At 61.9% G+C, this 17,088-nt stretch carries 21 protein-coding genes; 11 read left to right on the forward strand and 10 right to left on the reverse strand.

Going from position 1 to position 17,088, the window contains the following annotated elements; translation table 11 throughout:
• The first annotated feature begins 147 nt into the window (after positions 1–147).
• The 7 genes from C7440_RS00810 to C7440_RS00840 are packed head-to-tail and all read left to right on the forward strand — an operon-like array spanning position 148 to position 6,150.
• The gene (locus C7440_RS00810) at positions 148–1,227 is read left to right on the forward strand and encodes an NAD/NADP-dependent octopine/nopaline dehydrogenase family protein (protein ID WP_116517090.1); all 1,080 of its coding nucleotides are present in this window, start codon (positions 148–150) and stop codon (positions 1,225–1,227) included.
• Complete coding sequence (locus C7440_RS00815) at positions 1,224–2,222, forward strand: 3-hydroxybutyryl-CoA dehydrogenase (protein WP_116517091.1); 999 nt, start codon at positions 1,224–1,226, stop codon at positions 2,220–2,222. The genes C7440_RS00810 and C7440_RS00815 overlap by 4 nt, the downstream gene beginning before the upstream one ends.
• Positions 2,223–2,225: 3 nt before the next feature.
• Entirely contained in the window at positions 2,226–3,209 is a 984-nt protein-coding gene (locus C7440_RS00820) for an ABC transporter substrate-binding protein (protein ID WP_116517092.1), read from the forward strand.
• A gap of 13 nt (positions 3,210–3,222) precedes the next feature.
• Complete coding sequence (locus tag C7440_RS00825) at positions 3,223–3,987, forward strand: ABC transporter ATP-binding protein (protein ID WP_116517093.1); 765 nt, start codon at positions 3,223–3,225, stop codon at positions 3,985–3,987.
• Between the two features lie 17 nt (positions 3,988–4,004).
• Positions 4,005–4,781, forward strand: coding sequence for an ABC transporter permease (locus tag C7440_RS00830; RefSeq protein WP_243410798.1), 777 nt, complete (start codon positions 4,005–4,007; stop codon positions 4,779–4,781).
• Between the two features lie 13 nt (positions 4,782–4,794).
• Positions 4,795–5,604: an ABC transporter permease gene (locus C7440_RS00835; RefSeq protein ID WP_243410799.1), complete on the forward strand. Its 810-nt coding sequence runs from the start codon at positions 4,795–4,797 to the stop codon at positions 5,602–5,604.
• Between the two features lie 48 nt (positions 5,605–5,652).
• A complete protein-coding gene (locus tag C7440_RS00840; protein ID WP_017523782.1) occupies positions 5,653–6,150 on the forward strand; it encodes a MarR family winged helix-turn-helix transcriptional regulator in 498 nt (165 codons plus the stop codon).
• 31 nt (positions 6,151–6,181) lie between these two features.
• Here the strand turns inward: C7440_RS00840 and C7440_RS00845 are convergent, their stop codons facing one another.
• From C7440_RS00845 to C7440_RS00875, 7 genes are all read right to left on the reverse strand, one after another.
• The gene (locus tag C7440_RS00845; RefSeq protein WP_116517096.1) at positions 6,182–7,048 is read right to left on the reverse strand and encodes an alpha/beta fold hydrolase; all 867 of its coding nucleotides are present in this window, start codon (positions 7,046–7,048) and stop codon (positions 6,182–6,184) included.
• 32 nt (positions 7,049–7,080) lie between these two features.
• Complete coding sequence (locus C7440_RS00850) at positions 7,081–7,917, reverse strand: ABC transporter permease (RefSeq protein WP_116517097.1); 837 nt, start codon at positions 7,915–7,917, stop codon at positions 7,081–7,083.
• Between the two features lie 2 nt (positions 7,918–7,919).
• The gene (locus C7440_RS00855) at positions 7,920–8,699 is read right to left on the reverse strand and encodes an ABC transporter ATP-binding protein (RefSeq protein WP_116517098.1); all 780 of its coding nucleotides are present in this window, start codon (positions 8,697–8,699) and stop codon (positions 7,920–7,922) included.
• Positions 8,699–9,736: an ABC transporter substrate-binding protein gene (locus tag C7440_RS00860; protein WP_243410800.1), complete on the reverse strand. Its 1,038-nt coding sequence runs from the start codon at positions 9,734–9,736 to the stop codon at positions 8,699–8,701. Before C7440_RS00860 ends, C7440_RS00855 begins: the two co-directional genes overlap by 1 nt.
• Positions 9,737–9,847: 111 nt before the next feature.
• On the reverse strand, positions 9,848–10,531 hold the full coding sequence (locus C7440_RS00865) for an RraA family protein (protein WP_116517099.1): 684 nt from the start codon (positions 10,529–10,531) through the stop codon (positions 9,848–9,850).
• A gap of 14 nt (positions 10,532–10,545) precedes the next feature.
• Positions 10,546–11,331, reverse strand: coding sequence for an SDR family oxidoreductase (locus C7440_RS00870; protein WP_116517100.1), 786 nt, complete (start codon positions 11,329–11,331; stop codon positions 10,546–10,548).
• Positions 11,332–11,345: 14 nt separating this feature from the next.
• The gene (locus tag C7440_RS00875; RefSeq protein ID WP_116517101.1) at positions 11,346–12,161 is read right to left on the reverse strand and encodes an aspartate dehydrogenase; all 816 of its coding nucleotides are present in this window, start codon (positions 12,159–12,161) and stop codon (positions 11,346–11,348) included.
• Positions 12,162–12,335: 174 nt separating this feature from the next.
• On the opposite strand from C7440_RS00875, the gene C7440_RS00880 reads away from it, so the two are divergent.
• Positions 12,336–13,301: a LysR substrate-binding domain-containing protein gene (locus C7440_RS00880; RefSeq protein ID WP_116517102.1), complete on the forward strand. Its 966-nt coding sequence runs from the start codon at positions 12,336–12,338 to the stop codon at positions 13,299–13,301.
• An 87-nt stretch (positions 13,302–13,388) separates the two neighbouring features.
• Here the strand turns inward: C7440_RS00880 and C7440_RS00885 are convergent, their stop codons facing one another.
• Positions 13,389–14,357 (reverse strand): VOC family protein, encoded by a 969-nt coding sequence (locus C7440_RS00885; RefSeq protein WP_116517103.1) that lies wholly within the window; start codon positions 14,355–14,357, stop codon positions 13,389–13,391.
• A 255-nt stretch (positions 14,358–14,612) separates the two neighbouring features.
• On the opposite strand from C7440_RS00885, the gene C7440_RS00890 reads away from it, so the two are divergent.
• The 3 genes from C7440_RS00890 (at position 14,613) to rfbC (ending at position 16,395) form a co-directional block, all read left to right on the forward strand.
• The gene (locus C7440_RS00890; RefSeq protein WP_116517104.1) at positions 14,613–14,942 is read left to right on the forward strand and encodes a YkgJ family cysteine cluster protein; all 330 of its coding nucleotides are present in this window, start codon (positions 14,613–14,615) and stop codon (positions 14,940–14,942) included.
• Entirely contained in the window at positions 14,939–15,637 is a 699-nt protein-coding gene (locus tag C7440_RS00895) for a DUF2238 domain-containing protein (protein WP_116517105.1), read from the forward strand. The genes C7440_RS00890 and C7440_RS00895 overlap by 4 nt, the downstream gene beginning before the upstream one ends.
• A gap of 191 nt (positions 15,638–15,828) precedes the next feature.
• Positions 15,829–16,395: a dTDP-4-dehydrorhamnose 3,5-epimerase gene (gene rfbC, locus C7440_RS00900; protein WP_207775363.1), complete on the forward strand. Its 567-nt coding sequence runs from the start codon at positions 15,829–15,831 to the stop codon at positions 16,393–16,395.
• A gap of 74 nt (positions 16,396–16,469) precedes the next feature.
• On the opposite strand, the gene C7440_RS00905 is transcribed toward rfbC, so the two are convergent.
• Together C7440_RS00905 and C7440_RS00910 are read right to left on the reverse strand one after the other, a co-directional pair.
• Positions 16,470–16,793: a type II toxin-antitoxin system RelE/ParE family toxin gene (locus C7440_RS00905; RefSeq protein ID WP_116517107.1), complete on the reverse strand. Its 324-nt coding sequence runs from the start codon at positions 16,791–16,793 to the stop codon at positions 16,470–16,472.
• Positions 16,794–16,812: 19 nt separating this feature from the next.
• Positions 16,813–17,043, reverse strand: coding sequence for a ribbon-helix-helix domain-containing protein (locus tag C7440_RS00910; RefSeq protein WP_116517108.1), 231 nt, complete (start codon positions 17,041–17,043; stop codon positions 16,813–16,815).
• Positions 17,044–17,088 lie beyond the last annotated feature (45 nt).

Consider the following 17,088-nt stretch of genomic DNA (forward strand, 5'->3'; position numbering starts at 1 on the left):
CATTGCAAGCCGCCCCCTGTTTCCTTTAGTGTATGTAGGTATATGCAAGTGCATAGATAAATACAACGACGCATCGAGCGGTCTGTTTGGGTTTTATCGAGGCGTCGTTGCAGGGCCGGGGCACCGGCCTTTCAACGGAGGCAGGGCATGGAAATTGCGGTATTGGGGGGCGGCCACGGGTGCTACGCGGCGGCGGCCGACTTAAGCGAGCAGGGCCACAGCATACGTCTATGGCGGCGCGACGCGGCGGCCCTGAAGCCGGTGCTCGATTCGTCGACCATCTATCTGAAGGACGACCACGGCGAAAGCGCGGTCATCATCGACCAGGTCACGACCGATATCGGCGAGGCGGTGAAGGGCGCAGAGCTCATCCTCATTCCTTCCCCGGCCACGGCGCAGCTGGACATCGCCCGCGCGCTGGCTCCCCATCTGCAAGACGGCCAGGTGGTATACCTGCCGCCCGGCACCTTCGGCAGCTACATCATGAGCGAAGCCGTGCGCCAGCTGGGCTGCACGGCCAACGTCTCATGGGCCGAAACGGGCACCTTGCCCTGGCTGGCGCGCAAGCACGGCCCCAACACGGTGGCCATTACCATGCGCGCCACGCGCCTGCCCACGGGGGTGTACCCGGCCCGTAATGCCGACCACGCCATGCAGGTCATCGGCCAGGCCTTCCCCTGCATCGAACCCTGCGAAGACGCGCTTTCGGGCGCGCTGATGAATGCCGGCCCCATCATCCACCCGCCGCTCATCATGATGAACGCCGCGCCGCTGCAGCATTTCCCCGAGTGGGACATCCACAACGAGGGCACGCAGCCCGCCGTGCGCACGGTAACCACCAAGCTCGACAACGAACGCATCGCCATCCGCGAGGCTATCGGCTACCAGGCGGCGCACTTCCCGCTTTCCGACCATTACGAGAACGATCAGTGGATGTACGGCGACTCGCACAAAAAGCTGGTCGACAGCGGCGACTGGCGCGAACACATCGATCTTCATACCCACCGCTACATGATCGAAGACACCGTAATGGGCCTGGCCCTGCTGGCCTCGGCGGCCGACTGGGTGGGCTGCGACGCCCCCGTGGCCAAGGGTCTGCTGGCCATCGCCGGCGGCATTTTGGGCAAAGACCTGCGCCAGGGCGAGCGCACGCTGGGCGCGCTGGGGCTCGACAAGCTCTCGGTCGAAGAAATGCGCCAGATGCTGTTGCAGGGTAAATCGGCATGAGCACACCCGCCATCGTCGCCCTGGGCGCCGGCCGCATGGGCCGGGGCATTGCGTTGGCCTACGCCATGCGCGGCCACAGGGTGGCCATCGTCGACTTCAAGCCGCGCAATCAAGAAGCCTTCCAGGCACTGCACGAAAGCGTCTTCCACGAGCTGCGGCTGACCCTTGAGCAACTGGCTGAACTCGAGCTCTTCCCGGTCGAAGAGACCGAAAGCCACCTGAAGAACATATTGCTGCACCCGTTGGACGAAGCCCCCGCCATACTGGCCGGCGCCGAAATCATCTTCGAAGGCGTGCCCGAAACGCCAGAAGCCAAGCGCGACGCGCTTACCCGCCTGGGCGAGCTGGCCGGCCCGCAAGCGCTTATCGCTTCCACCACATCCACCATGCTGGCCTCCGACCTGGCCCCCATGGTCAGCAACCCACAGCGCTTCATGAACGCACACTGGCTCAACCCGGCCTACATCATTCCGCTGGTTGAAGTCAGCCCGCACCCTGGCAGCGACCCGAAAGCTGTAGACCGCCTGGTGCAAAGCCTGGAAAGCATAGGCAAAGTGCCGGTGCGCTGCGCCTGCAGTCCCGGCTACATCGTGCCGCGCCTGCAGTCTCTGGTCATGAACGAGGCCGCGCGCATGGTCGAAGAGGGCGTGGCCACGGCCGAGCAGATAGACCTGGCCACGCGCCACGGCCTGGGTTTTCGCTTCGCCGCCATCGGCGTACTGGAATTCATCGATTACGGCGGAAACGACATTCTTTATCACGCCAACAACTATCTTGCCAAAAACCTCGACGCAAACCGCTATGCCATGCCCGACATTGTTCGCCGGTACATGGATGAAGGCAAAGTGGGCTTGCGGTCGGCAAGCGGATTTCATTCGTACGAGGGGCTGGACCTTGAAGCGTACCGGCGCGATGTGCTGGCTCGAACCCTGGGCATGCTCAGGCATTTCGGCCTGGACAAAAGCGCCAATTCCAACGACGAGAAAGGAAACTAGACAATGAACAAGATCATGCAGGCGTTGTTGATATCGGCGGGCGCGGCGGCGGTCATGGCCCCGGCCCTGGCTCAAGACGTGCCCACCATTCGTGTCGGCTGGACGATACCGGCCGAAGAAGCCAAGTACTTGATGATGAAGCGCCCGGAGATGTTCCCCGACCTGGGCAAGAAGTACAAGATCGAGTGGTCGCAGTTCCAGGGCACCTCGCCCATGGTGCAGGCCATGCGCGCAGGCGTGCTCGATTGTTCCACCATGGCGCCGCTTTCCATGGCGCAGGGCTATATAGAAAGCGGCCTTGAAAGCTATATCGTGGCGCAGCACGTGCACGAGGAAAAAGGCTATTTCTCGCCCTACTGGGCGGTGAAGAAAGACGGATCCATCAAGAGCGCGGCCGATCTCAAGGGCAAGGTCATAGGCACCAATGCCTATGGCTCGGGCGTGTACTTCCAGATGCTGCTGTGGCTCAAGAATAACGGCATCGACCCCGAAAAAGACGTGAAGATCGTTGAAACCGGCTTCCCCGCCTCGGCCGACGCCATACGCTCGGGCCGTGTCGACGCGGGCCCGCTGGTGCAGCCCTTTGCGCTGCTGGCCGAAGAAAAGGGCGACATCCGCAAGCTGTTTGCGCTGTCGGAAGTGCAGTCGCCCACGGTGCAGATCTTCGAAGGCTGCAGCAAAGCCTATGCCGACAAGAACCCCGAGGTGGTCAAGGCCTACGTCAAAGACCTGCAACTGGCCATGAGCAAGCTGCTTGAAGACCGCAGCCTGGCGGTGGCCGTGGCTTCTGAAATCACCCGCGCGCCCAAAGAGCTGCTGGACAAATACCTGTTCACCGAGAAAGACTTCGCCCACGCGCCCGACATGAAGCCCAACCTGAAGTCCATACAGGAAACCATAGACCTGCAGCACAAGGCCGGCTTCCTGGCCAAGCCTGTCGACGTCTCCAACTTCGTGCGCGAAGACATCATGGCACCCATCAAATAATGCAGGTTCCGCAATGATCGCCATCGAGCAACTGGGAAAGACCTTTCAAACCGCGCGCGGCACCGAGCACACGGCCATCCGCGACATCTCGCTGCAGGTTCCAGAGGGGCAGTTCATGTCCATACTGGGCCCCAGCGGGTGCGGCAAGAGCACGCTGCTGTACATAGTGGGCGGCTTCGAGCAGGCCACCACGGGCAGCGTGAAGGTCGATGGACGAGTCATCAACGCACCGGGCCCCGACCGGGGCTCGGTGTTCCAGGAATACGCCTTGTTCCCCTGGAAAACCGTGCTTAGCAACGTGGCCTATGGCCTGCGCGAGCAGGGCGTGCCCAAGGCCCAGGCCGAAGAAAAAGCCATGCTGTGGCTCGACAAGGTCAAGCTCAAGGACTACGCCCATTTCTACCCGCGCGAGCTTTCCGGCGGCATGCGCCAGCGCGCGGCCATCGCCCGAACACTGGCTTACGAGCCGGCCATCCTGCTCATGGACGAACCCTTCGGCGCGCTCGACGCCCACACCCGCCTCAAGCTGCAGACAGGCTTGCTGGGCCTGTGGGAACAATTGAAGAACACCGTGCTGTTCGTCACCCATGGCGTTGAAGAAGCCGTCTACCTGTCAGACCGCGTGGTGGTGCTTAGCGGCACGCCCGGCACCGTGCGCGAGATCGTCGACATCGACCTGCCGCGCCCTCGCGTGCGCTCTGAATTGCTGCGCAACTCGCGCTACCAGGAATACGTCATCCACCTCGAAAGCCTGCTGGTGGCAGAGGCCGCGGCATGAGTTCGGCGGCCAAGCCCATGCGTTGGTATCACAGCCCCGCACTGGCCTTTCTGGCGGCGGTGCTGCTGGTGGGCGTGCTGTGGGGCGTGCTTTCAAGCGTAATGAACTTCAGTTCTTTCCCCGGCCCCATTACCGCCCTGAAAGAACTGCCCACCATCGTGCTAGACCCAAACGCCGTATGGGCCATTGCGCAGTCGGTGGGCCGCATGTTTGCCGGCTATGCCTGGGCGCTGCTGTTCGCCATTCCGCTGGGGCTGGCCATGGGCCGCAGCCAGGCCATGTACGATATTTTCTACCCCCTGGTGTCGCTGGCCTACCCCATGCCCAAGGCCGCGCTCATGCCCATCTTGATGTTGTGGTTCGGCCTGGGAAGCTTTTCAAAAATACTGGTCATTGCCATGGGCGTGAGCCTGCCCGTGCTGTTCCACAGCTACCAGGGCGCCTGCCGCATTGAAAAGAAACTGGTCTGGACGGCCCAGGCCATGGGCATGGGCCCCGTAAAGCGGCTGTTCCGCATCGTGCTGCCCGCCGCCTTGCCCGAAATACTGATCGGCTGCCGGGTGGGCGTGGTCATGGCATTGATCGTCATGGTGTCCTCTGAAATGATCGCGCGCCAAGAGGGCGTGGGCAACCTGCTGTTCACCTCGATGGACATGGCCCAGTACGCCACCGTCTACGCTGTCATTCTCATCCTGGCGGTCATGGGCTTTGTGCTCGACTGGCTGTTCGAGCGCGTGCGGCGCTATCTGACACATTGGGCCGAATCCTCCGGCGGCGGCTCTTCGCTGCATTGATATAAAGGTATTCATGAACCGGCAATCATCCCTTGCACGCAGCGTCATGCCGGCCGGCCCGCGTGGCATGGTCCAGTGGCGGCGCCTTTCGGCCTGCAAGCGCCTGTTGTCGCCCATTGCCGCGCTGCTGATATGGGAACTGGTCTGCCGCCTGGGCTGGATCGAGCCCCAGCTGCTGCCGGCGCCCACCTCTATTACGGCGCGCATGGTCGAGCTGGCCTCGGCGGCCGAGTTCTGGCAGCACTTCGGCATTACCTTGTACCGGCTGGTCGTGGGCCTGGTCATTGCCGTCGCGCTGGGCGTGGTGCTGGGCCTGGCCGCCCAGCTTTCGCGGCTGGGCGCCGCCGTGCTCGACGCCCTGGTGCGTCTGCTCGCGCCCATTCCCAAAATTGCCTTGTACCCCGCCTTCATCCTGATACTGGGTTTCGAGAACACCTCGAAAATCGCCCTGATCGTGGCCGACGCCCTGTTCCCGGTATTGATGGCCACCTGGGCCGCCTCGCGCAGCGTAGACCAGAAGCTCATCTGGTCGGCGCGCGCTGCCGGCACCAGCCGGGCCGCCTGCCTGTGGAAGGTCACCTTGCCCGCCATCGTGCCCACCGTGCTGGCCGGCGTGCGGGTGGCCGGCGTCATCGCCTGCGTCGTCGTCTTCCTGGCTGAAATGATCGCTTCCACCGACGGCCTGGGCCACATGCTTACCGTCGCTGCGCGCGCCTACCGCACCCTGGACATGTTCGTGCCCCTGGTGTGGATCTGCGCACTGGGCCTGGCGCTGAACAGCCTCATAGGGTTCATCCAGCGAAGGGTCGATCACTCGGGGTGATAGCATTCGTTGCGGGAAAACGAACAAGCAAAGGAAAAAAGGGCGGAAATGGATGCGGCCAAGATCAAACCTTTAACGCGGCGCGAGCCTGAAGACGGGGCCCCGCCCTACCTGGGCCACGACACATTCATGCCCTATGTGTTGAACCAGACCACCGCGGCCCTGAATGCCGACTTCCAGCAGGTGCTGCGCAGCGAGGGCATGACCCTGCTGCATTGGCGCGTGCTGGCCTTTCTGACCGAAACAGACGGCCTGGGCGTAAGCGCCCTGGGCCGCTTCACCGGCGTGGACCAAGCCACGCTTTCGCGCGCGCTTACTGTCATGGAAAAGGCCGGCTACGTAGCGCGCCTGCCCAATCCCGAAGACAACCGAATGGTCGCCATCAAGATCATGCCCGCCGGCAAGGCCCAGTTTCGCCACGTGCTGCCCCTGGCCTGGGAAATCTATGTGCGCGCCGTGCATGGCCTAAGCATGGACGAGCAGGAAACCCTGCACTACCTGCTGAACCGCATACGCGAGAACATGACAGCGCCGCGCAGCGAATAGTGCGACGCAGCGGGCGGTCTGCGCCGCGGCATCAAGCTGAGGGCGCCGTCTGCCTGTCGTGCACGCCGGAAGCCGGCGGATACACGCCTTCGCGCGCCAGAAAGCCCTTGAGCAGTTCATTGAACACCCGCGGCTGCTCCAGATAGGGGCCATGGCCTGTTTCGGGAATTTCCTTATACAGCGCGGGCTGCAGGATCTCGCGGCAGCGATGCCCCACATTCACCGGCACCGCCTTGTCTTCCAGGCCCCATATCACCGCGGTTGAATGCCGGCGATCGTCCATGGCGGCCAGTTGCCCGCCGATGACGTCGTCGTCGATGCCGTCGCGGATGTAATCGGCAATGCACGCAAACGCCTCGTGCGCGCCCGGCGAGTTGTTGATGCGCCATTCTTCCTCGATCCAGGCGGGCGTTACCAGGCCCGGGTCGAACAGCACGGTGCGCAGCTTGCGCTCTATGCCTTCGCGGCTAACCGTGCCGAAGCGCGATGAGATTGCCGCCCGGGCTTCTTCGCCCATGGGCACGATGCCCAGCGTGCCCACCAGGGCCAGCGCCCCCACCTGCTGGGGCGAGCGGCATGCCATTGTGGCGGCAATGTAGCCGCCCAGCGATGTGCCAACCAAAGCGTAATGCTCGGCACCGATCTGCTGAAGAATCGCGGCCAGCCAGTCGGCGCAACGGGGCACGCTGAACGGCGCGATATTTGCCTTGCCGGCAAAGCCGTGGCCCGGAAGGTCGATGGCTATGCAGCGGTAGCCGGCCGCGGCAAGGGGCTTGAGGTTATTGCGCCAGCGGTCGGCCCGCGCGCCCAGGCCGTGTATGAAGACCAGGGCGGGCCCGGCGCCCGCCTCGAGCACGCGGGTCTGGATGCCGTACGCGGCGCATGGATACTGGATCATCGATGCATTTCCTTGAGTGAACCCGCCATCGGTCAATGTGCCACGCCGGCGTGGCCTTGGGCAGCGGGCGCGCGCTGGGGGTTTGCCGCCTGCTGCTTGTGGCCGCGATGCGAGGGATGCCAGGGGATAAGATAGCGTTCTACCAGGTCGATGGCATAGAACAAGATGGCGCCCAGCACACCCAGAAGCACGATGCACACGAAAACCTGGGTGGTGTCGAACGTGCCTTGCGCCGCCAGTATGGTGCTGCCCAGCCCCTTGTTGCCGGCGATGAACTCGCCCACCACCGTGCCCACCAGGGCCAGCGATATGCTGACTTTCATGCCCGAAAGCAGGCTGGGCAGGGCCTGCGGAAAACGCAGCTTCCACAGAATGCGCTTTTGAGGCGCGCGCATGGCGCGGGCCATGTTGATCAGCTCGGGGTCGATAGAGCGCAGGCCCAGCACCGTGCCTATCACGATGGGAAAGATGGCGATGCTTATGACCACCGCCATCTTCGAGATGGCGCCCGTGCCGAACCAGATGACGAACAGCGGCGCCAGGGCCACCTTTGGCAGGCTGTTCAGTCCCACGAGCAGCGTATACAGCGTGCGCTCGAGCCAGACCGAACGGATGATGCCGATGGAAAGAACCAGGCCCCCCAGCACAGCCAGCCCGAACCCGCCCAGTGATACCCATAGCGTGGACAAGGAGTTGGCAAAATAGAACTGGGGTTTTTCAAGGAACTCTTGCAGCACCGTATGGGGCGAGGGAACCAGGAACTTGGGCAAATCGAAGAGCCACACGCACAGGGCCCACAGCACGATGCAGCCCAGGATGACCGCCGCGAAAGTGCGAGCGGCCTCTGTCGCCTGCCAAATGCGTAACATGCCTATTCTCCTTTGAAGATGCCGACCCGCTTGAACAGGGCCTGCAGCTCGATGACATACTCGCCGAACTGGGTCGAGCCACGGGTGGAAAGGGTTCGGGGCCGGGGCAGATCGATGGTCATGTCTTCGATCACGCGGGCCGGGTTGCGGGACATGACGATGACCCTGTCCGACAGGAACACGGCTTCCTGGATGCTGTGGGTGACGAACAGCAGCGTCTTCTGCGACTGCAGCCAGATATGCTGCAGTTCGATGTTGAGCTCGTCGCGGGTCATGGCGTCAAGGGCACCGAAGGGCTCGTCCATGAGCAGCAGCCTGGGGTTGCCCACCAGGGCGCGGCAGATGGCGGCGCGCTGGCGCATGCCGCCCGACAGCTCCCAGGGATGGTGGTGCTCGAAGCCCTTCAGGCCGAACAGTTCGAGCAGGCGCAGCGCCTCTTTGCGCGCGATGCTTTCGTCAAGCTCCAGGAACTCGGCGGTGATCATCACGTTTTCGAGCACGGTGCGCCAGTCGACCAGCAGGTCGCGCTGGAACACCATGCCCAGCCCGTTGGGCGGGCCGTCCAGCACTTCGCCGTCGAAACGGATTTGCCCGCAAGTGCCCGATTCCAGGCCCGCCACGCACTTGAGCAATGTGCTCTTGCCACAGCCGCTGGGCCCCAGGATGCTGACGAACTGGCCTTCTTCGATGCCCAGGTTCACGCTTTCCAGGGCATGGACGTCGCCCCGGGGCGAAGGATAGACCTTGGTGAATTCAGAGATGTCCAGATAGGTGCTCATCATCAGCTTTCCCCTTTGTCGGCGGCGGCGGGCATCAGGTCGTTGGTGTACAGATCTTCCAGCTTGACGCTGCCCACGTCGATTCCGGCTTCTTTCATGGACTTGAGCGCCGCCGTCCAGTCTGCCTCGGACTGCCAGCCTATGCGCTTGCCTTTTGTCGCCTCGGTGAAGAACAGGGGGCGGTTCATGTCGAGCTGGCCCTTCAACGAGACCGGATCCAGGTTTACGCCCGGGCGCTGCTTGATCATGGCCTGCACGGCTTCGTCTTCGTGGCCGTTCCAGATGTATTCCCAGGCTTCTATTTGCACCTTGTTGAACTTCTCGAGCATTTCGCGGCGTTCTTTCAGGGTCTTTTCCGTGGCGATCAGGCCATAGCTGGGGAAGTGGATGCCATAGTCGGCCATGCGTATCGTCTTGGCCGGCCGCGCCTTTTCAAGCAGCGGTACCTGGTGGGGCGCAACCGACATGAAGCCGTCGGCGTCGCCGGAGCTATACAGGCCGGCCATGGCGGAAGGGGCCACCATGGTGATGTCGACCGACTTGCGGTCCAGCCCGCCCTTGGCCAGGAAGCTGTCGATGAAGGGCGCCCAGGGGCTGGCGGTGAAGCACAGGATCTTCTTGCCCTTGAGGTCGGCCAGGGTGTTGATATTGGAGTCGCGCGGCACCATCACCGCAAGGTCCGACCCGCGCAGGTAGCCCGCGAACGACTTCAGGGGCAGGCCCTTGTCGCGCGCGGCCACCAGCAGCCCCAGCTGCACCTGGCCGATGTCGGCCTGGCCCGCCGCCACCAGCTGGATCGTATTCAGCGAGCCGCTGCCGTCCTGAATGGTGACGTCAAGGCCTTCGCGCTCGAACCAGCCTTTTTCCTTGGCCAGGTACATGGCCGTATGAAACCCTAGGGGCGAAAAATCGAGCCGAACCGTTACTTTTTCAAGTGCGTGCGTTGCGCCCGAAGCGGCGATCATGGCGGCGCCCGCCAGCGTGGCGAATGCGGAACGGATGAGCATGCCTCCGCGTTTTCTATTTTGAATGCTTGTCATGTTTCCTCCTGGTGGTTTGGTATGGACATGCCGCGGCATGTCCATGCGTTCTGCACTACATAGGGTCAAAACTCCTTGCTGCTCGATGGTGATGCAAATTCATTCGCTGCTTCAAACGTGGCCGTATTCGGCCAGGGCCTCGGCAAGGGTAAGCCCTTTCTGCAGTTCGGCCCGTATTGTTTCTTCTTTTTGTGTAAGCGCCTCGGCTTCGGCCAACACCTGCTCGACCACCGCCTGCGGGATCACGATGGCACCGTCCTCGTCCGCCAGGATGAAGTCGCCCGGGTTGACCTGCACCAGCGGGGTGGTGGCGCCGCGCATGTAGACGGGCACTTGGCAGCCGGTGACCTTCCAGCGTCCGATCGACTGCACGGGGGTGCGATAGCGGGCATAGACAGGAAAATTCTGCGCGCCTATCCAGCGCACGTCGCGCACGCCGCCGTCCACCAGGGCGCCCAGGCAGCCCCTTTCCTTCATGCCGATGGCGATCAGTTCGCCGAAGTAGCAGATGCCGTGGCCGTCGCCGCTCCATACGCTGATATCGCCTTCCGAAAGGCCCTGGCAGGCCTTCATTTTCTCGGCGTCGCCGCCAAGCTCGTAAGGCGTCATTTGCCCGCGGATGGTGTAGGCCCAGCCGGCGATGCGGCCGGCGGTATGCGGGTAGGGCAGGAAGTCGGGCGAAAGGCCCTGGTCCATATAGCCCAGGGTGTCCAGCACGTCTGCCACGTTGGAGGTGTCGACGCGCTGGTAGCGGGTGCGGATGTCGTTGCGCTGTTCAGCCGTGAAACTGACCATGATTGAAAATCTCCTTAGATGCTGGGAATGAGGCCGCCATCGATGCGGATGACCGAGCCGGTAAGGTACGAGGCCTGGGTGCTGGCCAGGAAGGCGACGACGTCGCCGTATTCCTGCACGCGCCCATAGCGCCCCACGGGAATGGTGTTAGTGCTTTCCTGTATTACTTGTTCAAGCGGCTTTTTCTCTCTTTCGGCGCGGGCTTCGTCCAGCTGCTGGATACGGGCCGTGGCGATGCGCCCGGGCAGCACGATGTTGGCGGTGATGCCGTCGCGGGCCACCTCTTTGGCCAGTGTCTTGGACCAGCCTACCAGGGCCAGGCGCAGCGCATTTGATACGCCCAGGTTGGGTATGGGTATGACCACGCCGGAAGAAGTGCTGGTAATGATGCGGCCCCAGCCTTGGGCACGCATGCCCGGCAGCACCAGGTCGGTAAGGTGCATCAGGCTCAGCACCATCGAGCGAAAGTGCTTCTCCCAGGTTTCGCTGGGCACGCCCGAAGCCGCGGAAGGCGGGGGGCCGCCCGAGTTGTTCACCAGGATCTCAACCGGCCCCAGGCGCGACTGTAGCGTTTCTACGTGCGCTTCCAGTTCGTCCAGCTTGCCCAGGTCCAAGTCGAGCGGCATGGCTTGCCCGCCGGCTTCCTGTATGGCCTGCACAGTGCGCTGGGCCGATGGCTGGTGCACGTCGGCCACGACGACCCGCGCGCCTTCTTTGGCCAGGGACAGGGCAATGGCGCCCCCCAGGCCTCCTCCAGCGCCGGTGACCAGCGCGACTTTTCCTTCGATGCCGAAATTCATGTGGCCAGGCCTCCTTAAGTGCCGATCTTCACGGGGGCGCCGAGCTTGCGCAGCAGCGCGATGGCGCTGCGGGCCGTGATCAGCCCCGTCTTGGGGTTCTCGGATGGAATGTTCTCTATCGTCATGTTGAAGCTGGCCGTGTCGGCGTCTACTTCAATATGGTGGGTGTTGCGCGTAACGGTGGGGTCGGCCCAGACTTCCAGCATGGTGTGGTCGGGCCCCACGCCCGCCAGCGACAGCGCCACGGATACGTTCAGGTTGGCCGGAAAGCCTTTTGCCGCTTCGCGGGCCGTGCCTGAAAATATCTTGGTGGGACACGTTATGGTGCCCACGTCGATGCCGTTCTCGACAAGAAACGGCGCGCCGGCCAGGCCCCGCAATGGCTTGCGCGTGGTCATGCGCACGGAATGGATGGTGCCTTCGGCCGCCGCGACCACGGCGTCGAGGCCTATCAGGGCGCCGGTGGGCACCAGTATCGAACCGCCGTTGTCGATGGCGGTTTGCCGCAGCTCGGGGTGGGCCAGCAGGGCACCCACCGAAAGCACCACCAGCTTCTTTCCAGCCGCAAGCACCGGCGCGGCGATCTGCGGCAACAGTTCGGACGGCGCGCATTCGACGATCACGTCGGCGTGGTCGGCCAGCTCATCAAGCGACACGACGGGCACGGCGCGCTCGAGCTGCCCGACGAATTCCGCCGCCTTTTCTTTGTTCTTGGCTGATACTGCGGTAAGCACCAATCCCGGAATGCCCTTGTCCAGTTCCGTGGCAATGACCTTGCCCACTGCGCCCAGGCCGGCGATTGCTACTCGCGACTCAGAAACTACTGCCATGTCAGTCCCTCTTTAAATTATTGGCATCTCACGCCTGCCTTGCGGCCGTTTCGTGAGCCTTGGCCTTCACTTTATGGGACCGGTTTGCACCGGACAAACGATTTGAATGAGCTATATGCATGAGATAAACTCAAGAGTCGATTTGCAGCCTGCTTTATCGCCACCAGGAAAGCCATGCGACGTGTTCTTCCCTCGATGATTGCTCTTAGCGCTTTCGAAGCCGCGGGCCGGCTGGGCAGTTTTTCTGCCGCGGCGGAAGAGCTCTTCGTCACGCAGGGCGCCATCAGCCGGCAGATACGCGGGCTTGAAGAATACCTGGGCACCAAGCTGTTCATACGGCTTACCCGGCGCGTGGAACTTACGCCGGCGGGCGAAATGTATTTGCGCGAAATCCAGCAGGCGCTCGACCACGTCGAGCGGGCAACCGTCAATTTCAAAACGCGAGAAAGCCGCCATTCCATACTTACCATCAGTGTGTTGCCGTCGGTGGCTTCGTTCTGGCTGATGTCGCGGCTCGACAGCTTCACCCAGCAGAACCCCAGCATCGAAACCCGCATCCTTACTTCCATACGGGCGGTCGACCTGCAGTCCAACGAGGCCGACGTCGCTATCCGGGTGGGTGCCCTGCCGGGCAAAATCTACGACGCGCGCCAGCCGCGCATCGATCTCGATATGGTCTCCAACTGGCGCGGCGTCAATGCCGAGCCCTTGTTCGACGACGTGCTGGTTCCGGTCGTTTCCCCCAAGCTTCTTGATCCTTTCGGCCCTGTAAACGAGCCCGCCGACCTGTTGCGGTTACCCCTCATTCATACCGCCAGCAGGACCCACGCATGGCGCGACTGGCTTGGCATATACGGTCTGCACGAACCGCCGGGTAAAGAAAGAATCGAGTATGGGCATTTCTTCATGGCCATCGAGGCGGCCCGCAAGGGTCAGGGCGTTGCCCTGGTGCCCAGCATATTGCTCTCGCGCTTCAGTCCTGAAGAACTCGTGACGCCGCTGCGGTCCGACACGCCCAGTGCCGGTTCTTATTATTTATTGATGCTTGCCGACCGGGCCCGCGAGCCGCAATGCGCCGCATTTTGTTCGTGGATCAAAGAGCAGGCCGCGCAGGTGCAGGCGGCGGGCGTAGAGGCCTAGTAGAGCAGCCGGCGGGCCGCGGCTACGACAAAGCACAGACCCCGCCGTGGCGTGCGCCACGGCGGGGTCTGTGTCCGCAAAGGGTGCCTACAGCAGATAAAGTGCTTCTTGCAGGTCGATGCCCTTCAATTGGGAAGGGTCCCACTGGCGATTCACATAGAACTGCAGGCGGATGCCATCGGGGTCAAGAATGCACACCGTGCGCCGGGCGGGGTGGTTGACCTCGCGCTCGAGCGCGATGCCGTTTTCCGCCATTTTCTTCAGGGCGCGGTCGAGCTCGCTTTCGTCTTTTACCTCGATACCCACGTGATGCATGCCCTGCGGCGTGCCGGCGGGCCTGCGGAAAAGCGAGAGGCCTTCGGTGCTGACCGTGCCGCGCAAAACGCAGTATTCGCTGCCGCGGTCGCCCACATAGGGGGTTAGCCCGATAAGCTCGGTGTAGTAGTCGTACAGGTTTTCGTAGTCGTCTGCCACAAAGCCGGCATGGGTAACCCGGCGCGCCCGGAAGACCGAGCTGGGCACGACGTGTATGGGCGGGTTATTGGGGTAGAGGCGCTCGCTAAGCGGTTCGTTCGTTACGCCGGGAATCCACTCGGGCTTTACCTTCTCGAACACGCCATGGCGCGCAGTGCGCCAGTCTTCGACCACGTCGGCATAGACCTCAACCGCGTTGCCTTCCGGGTCGAGCTTATACAAAGAGTGCGCCACGTCGTGGTCTTGGGTGGACATGAACTTGACCCCCGCGCCCACCGCCTGGTTGTAGCCCTTGACCAGGTCGACCTCGTTCTCGACCTCGAAGGCGATGTGGTTCAGGCCGGGCTGTTGGTTCTTCTGCGCATAGTGGCTGCTTACGTCTGTCAGGCCCAGGTCGTGATAAGTGTTGCCGTTGCTGACGAAACTGGCGCGGTTGTCCGGCTGCCGGTATACCTCTTCCAGCCCGACGATGTCCTGGTAGAACTCGGCGGCGCGTTCATAACTGCTTACGAATAAGTTGACATGGCCAAGTCGGCGCGGCTGAAAAAACCTGACCCCGGCCTGTTTCTCGATTTGTCCCACCGTATTCTCTCCTTGAAATATGCAATGCCCAGCCTATAAGAAGGGCCCGGCAGCTTAAGAAACCAGTTATTGGTTCGAGCCCAATGTAGGGCAGTCGGAGGAACATGGACAAGCGATTTATCAGGCCGCCATGCATGAACAAAACTCAATCGTTCAATGTGCAGGCGACGTCATCGCGCATGGCGCAGGCGCCTTTACGCATAAACTATGCATACTTAAGCCATTGGCAAACTGGTTTCAACCAAAGAGATGCAAATGCAGTGTCGTGACCGCTGCGGTGCTTGCTGTACGGCGCCGTCCATTTCAAGTCCTATCCCGGGAATGCCTGCAGGCAAGCCCGCGGGCGTTCGGTGTATTCAGCTTGACGAGCACGAACGGTGCAAGATTTTTGGGCACCCCGAAAGGCCGGCGGTCTGCCTCTCGCTTCAACCGAGCGCCGACATGTGTGGCAGCAGCCGAGAGCACGCCATGCAGTGGCTTGGCCACATGGAGTCGGAAACGGCGCCAAGCCACCAATCTGAAAGGCGGCAGGCAAGCGGCAAGAAAGCGAGGTTGCCCCGCGCAGACATATACTGCGGCAGATGAATGCCCAACCTTCTACTTCGACACTTCCCGGACGCGGAGTGCGTATCGCCGCCCTGGCCTACCTGGTCCTTTGGGTGGCCCTGGGCGTTTCGCCTTCCGACCGCGGCACCTGGCTGCTCGAGAATGCCCTGGTAGTAGGTCTGCTGGCCGTGCTGTGGTTCTCGCGGCGCACGTTCCGGTTTTCCGATGCCTCGCTGTACCTGATACTGCTTTTCCTGGCACTGCATGCCGTGGGCTCGCACTACACCTATTCCGACGTGCCCTACGACGCCTGGTGGCAATCGCTTACCGGCCATAGCCTGAACGAAGCCTTGGGCTGGAAGCGCAATCATTTCGACCGTCTGGTGCATTTCAGCTATGGCCTGCTGCTGGCCTACCCCATACGGGAATTCGTCCTGCGGGTTGTCGAGGTTCGAGGCTTCTGGGGCTATTTCCTGCCGCTGGACGTAACGCTAAGCACCTCGGCCCTGTACGAGCTTGTAGAGTGGGGCGCCGCCGAGATGTTCGGGGGCGACCTGGGCATACACTACCTGGGCACGCAGGGTGACGTATGGGATTCGCACAAGGACATGGCCCTGGCCGCCTTGGGCGCGCTCATCGCAGTGATAATCATCGCCTGCATCAACCGGCGCCTGAAGCACGACCCGGCGTGGGAATGGTCGAACAGGATGAAAGCCGCTCAGAAATCAAGCTGATGCGCAGAAATACCAAGCGCCGCGGCGATTTTCTCGCGCGTGGCCTTGCGGATGCGTAAATCCACGGGTACGAGCATTCATGGATGCTCGAGCCACTCCTGGTCTAAACTGCTTCATGCTGCTGTTGCCGGCTTCAACGTCCATTCCATCCGGCCCTGCGCCGGACCAACATTTTGTTTACAGGCATGCCCATGCCCCTTCAACTTCTAGACACCGCCTTCCCTGACATCAAGCTCATTGCCTTGCGGCAGTTTGCCGACGAGCGCGGGTATTTCATCGAGCACTTCCGGGCACAGCAGTACCAGGACCTGCCGGGGCAGAACGGTGCTTTCGTGCAAGACAATTTCTCGCATTCGAAACGCGATGTGCTGCGCGGCCTGCATTTTCAGAACCCGAACGGGCAGGGCAAGCTGGTGCGAGCGGTGCAGGGCAGCGTCTACGACATCACGGTGGACGTGCGGGCCGATTCACCCACCTTCGGGCAGTGGCAGGCGCTTGTTCTAAGCAGCGAAGAGCCCCGGCACTTATGGATTCCGCCCGGCTATGCGCACGGTTTTCTGGTGCTTTCAGAGCAGGCCCTGGTGGAATACAAGTGCACCGACTACTACACCCCGCAAAGCGAGGCCTGCCTGCGCTGGAACGACCCCAACCTGGGCATAGACTGGCCCTGCGAGGCGCCGCTGCTTTCCGACAAAGACCGCAACGGCCAAACACTTAAAGAGTTGCTGGAAGCCGGCCGCTGTCCCGCCGCAAACTAGGGGCGAGTAAACGGTCGGAGTGTGTATGCTTGCTATCCGATTGAACGTTCGGTGCAAATGAGGAGCGCGCTTGGTTATGTGGTCGAATGCATCCAAGAGGGAATATCGCGCTGTTGGTGCAGAACGCGCCAAATTTCAATGTGCTCCGCAGTCTCAATGTAAAAGATGAGATGAGGAAACCGCTTCAGCGGCCATGTTCGCAAATCCGGCATATTAAGTTCGTAGGCATATCGTAAAGAGCCCGACAATGGATGCTTGCCAATATGGGCATATGCTTTTTCAAGGGCGTCGATAAACGCGTGAGCAATGCGCGGAGAGGCGTTTTGCAGGTAGTAGCCGAGGCTCTCATCAATGTCTTCGAGCGCCTTGGCTCTTTGAAGAATGGGTTTCTTCGCCACAGCCTGTCAAATGCTCGTCTTATGATTCGTTGACTTGTTGGCGCAGGCGGGAAAAATAGTGTGTGTCTGCCTCGGGCCCCAATGCAGAGGTGGCGCCTTCGAGCAAAAGCGAACGAAGCTGCTGCCGATCTTGTTCTTTGCGGATCAATTCGCGCAGGTATTCGCTGCTGGTGCTATAGCCGCGCTGGCGAACTTGTTCGTCGACAAAGCCTTTCAGCGATTCGGGAAGGGAAATATTCATTGTGCTCATAATTCGAGCCTAGCCGATCTTGGCAAAAATTGGCAATAGTGCCAG

It is taken from the genome of Pusillimonas noertemannii, from assembly GCF_003096595.1.
GTDB classification, from domain to species: domain Bacteria; phylum Pseudomonadota; class Gammaproteobacteria; order Burkholderiales; family Burkholderiaceae_B; genus Pusillimonas; species Pusillimonas noertemannii.

Excerpts from the sequence above, each read along its gene's own strand:
- C7440_RS00810 (WP_116517090.1), top strand. The coding sequence starts at position 148 with ATGGAAATTGCGGTATTGGGGGGCGGCCACGGGTGCTACGCGGCGGCG.
- C7440_RS00815 (WP_116517091.1), top strand. The coding sequence starts at position 1,224 with ATGAGCACACCCGCCATCGTCGCCCTGGGCGCCGGCCGCATGGGCCGG.
- C7440_RS00820 (WP_116517092.1), top strand. The coding sequence starts at position 2,226 with ATGAACAAGATCATGCAGGCGTTGTTGATATCGGCGGGCGCGGCGGCG.
- C7440_RS00825 (WP_116517093.1), top strand. The coding sequence starts at position 3,223 with ATGATCGCCATCGAGCAACTGGGAAAGACCTTTCAAACCGCGCGCGGC.
- C7440_RS00830 (WP_243410798.1), top strand. The coding sequence starts at position 4,005 with ATGCGTTGGTATCACAGCCCCGCACTGGCCTTTCTGGCGGCGGTGCTG.
- C7440_RS00835 (WP_243410799.1), top strand. The coding sequence starts at position 4,795 with ATGAACCGGCAATCATCCCTTGCACGCAGCGTCATGCCGGCCGGCCCG.
- C7440_RS00840 (WP_017523782.1), top strand. The coding sequence starts at position 5,653 with ATGGATGCGGCCAAGATCAAACCTTTAACGCGGCGCGAGCCTGAAGAC.
- C7440_RS00845 (WP_116517096.1), bottom strand. The coding sequence starts at position 7,048 with ATGATCCAGTATCCATGCGCCGCGTACGGCATCCAGACCCGCGTGCTC.
- C7440_RS00850 (WP_116517097.1), bottom strand. The coding sequence starts at position 7,917 with ATGTTACGCATTTGGCAGGCGACAGAGGCCGCTCGCACTTTCGCGGCG.
- C7440_RS00855 (WP_116517098.1), bottom strand. The coding sequence starts at position 8,699 with ATGATGAGCACCTATCTGGACATCTCTGAATTCACCAAGGTCTATCCT.
- C7440_RS00860 (WP_243410800.1), bottom strand. The coding sequence starts at position 9,736 with ATGACAAGCATTCAAAATAGAAAACGCGGAGGCATGCTCATCCGTTCC.
- C7440_RS00865 (WP_116517099.1), bottom strand. The coding sequence starts at position 10,531 with ATGGTCAGTTTCACGGCTGAACAGCGCAACGACATCCGCACCCGCTAC.
- C7440_RS00870 (WP_116517100.1), bottom strand. The coding sequence starts at position 11,331 with ATGAATTTCGGCATCGAAGGAAAAGTCGCGCTGGTCACCGGCGCTGGA.
- C7440_RS00875 (WP_116517101.1), bottom strand. The coding sequence starts at position 12,161 with ATGGCAGTAGTTTCTGAGTCGCGAGTAGCAATCGCCGGCCTGGGCGCA.
- C7440_RS00880 (WP_116517102.1), top strand. The coding sequence starts at position 12,336 with ATGCGACGTGTTCTTCCCTCGATGATTGCTCTTAGCGCTTTCGAAGCC.
- C7440_RS00890 (WP_116517104.1), top strand. The coding sequence starts at position 14,613 with ATGCAGTGTCGTGACCGCTGCGGTGCTTGCTGTACGGCGCCGTCCATT.
- C7440_RS00895 (WP_116517105.1), top strand. The coding sequence starts at position 14,939 with ATGAATGCCCAACCTTCTACTTCGACACTTCCCGGACGCGGAGTGCGT.
- rfbC (WP_207775363.1), top strand. The coding sequence starts at position 15,829 with ATGCCCCTTCAACTTCTAGACACCGCCTTCCCTGACATCAAGCTCATT.
- C7440_RS00910 (WP_116517108.1), bottom strand. The coding sequence starts at position 17,043 with ATGAGCACAATGAATATTTCCCTTCCCGAATCGCTGAAAGGCTTTGTC.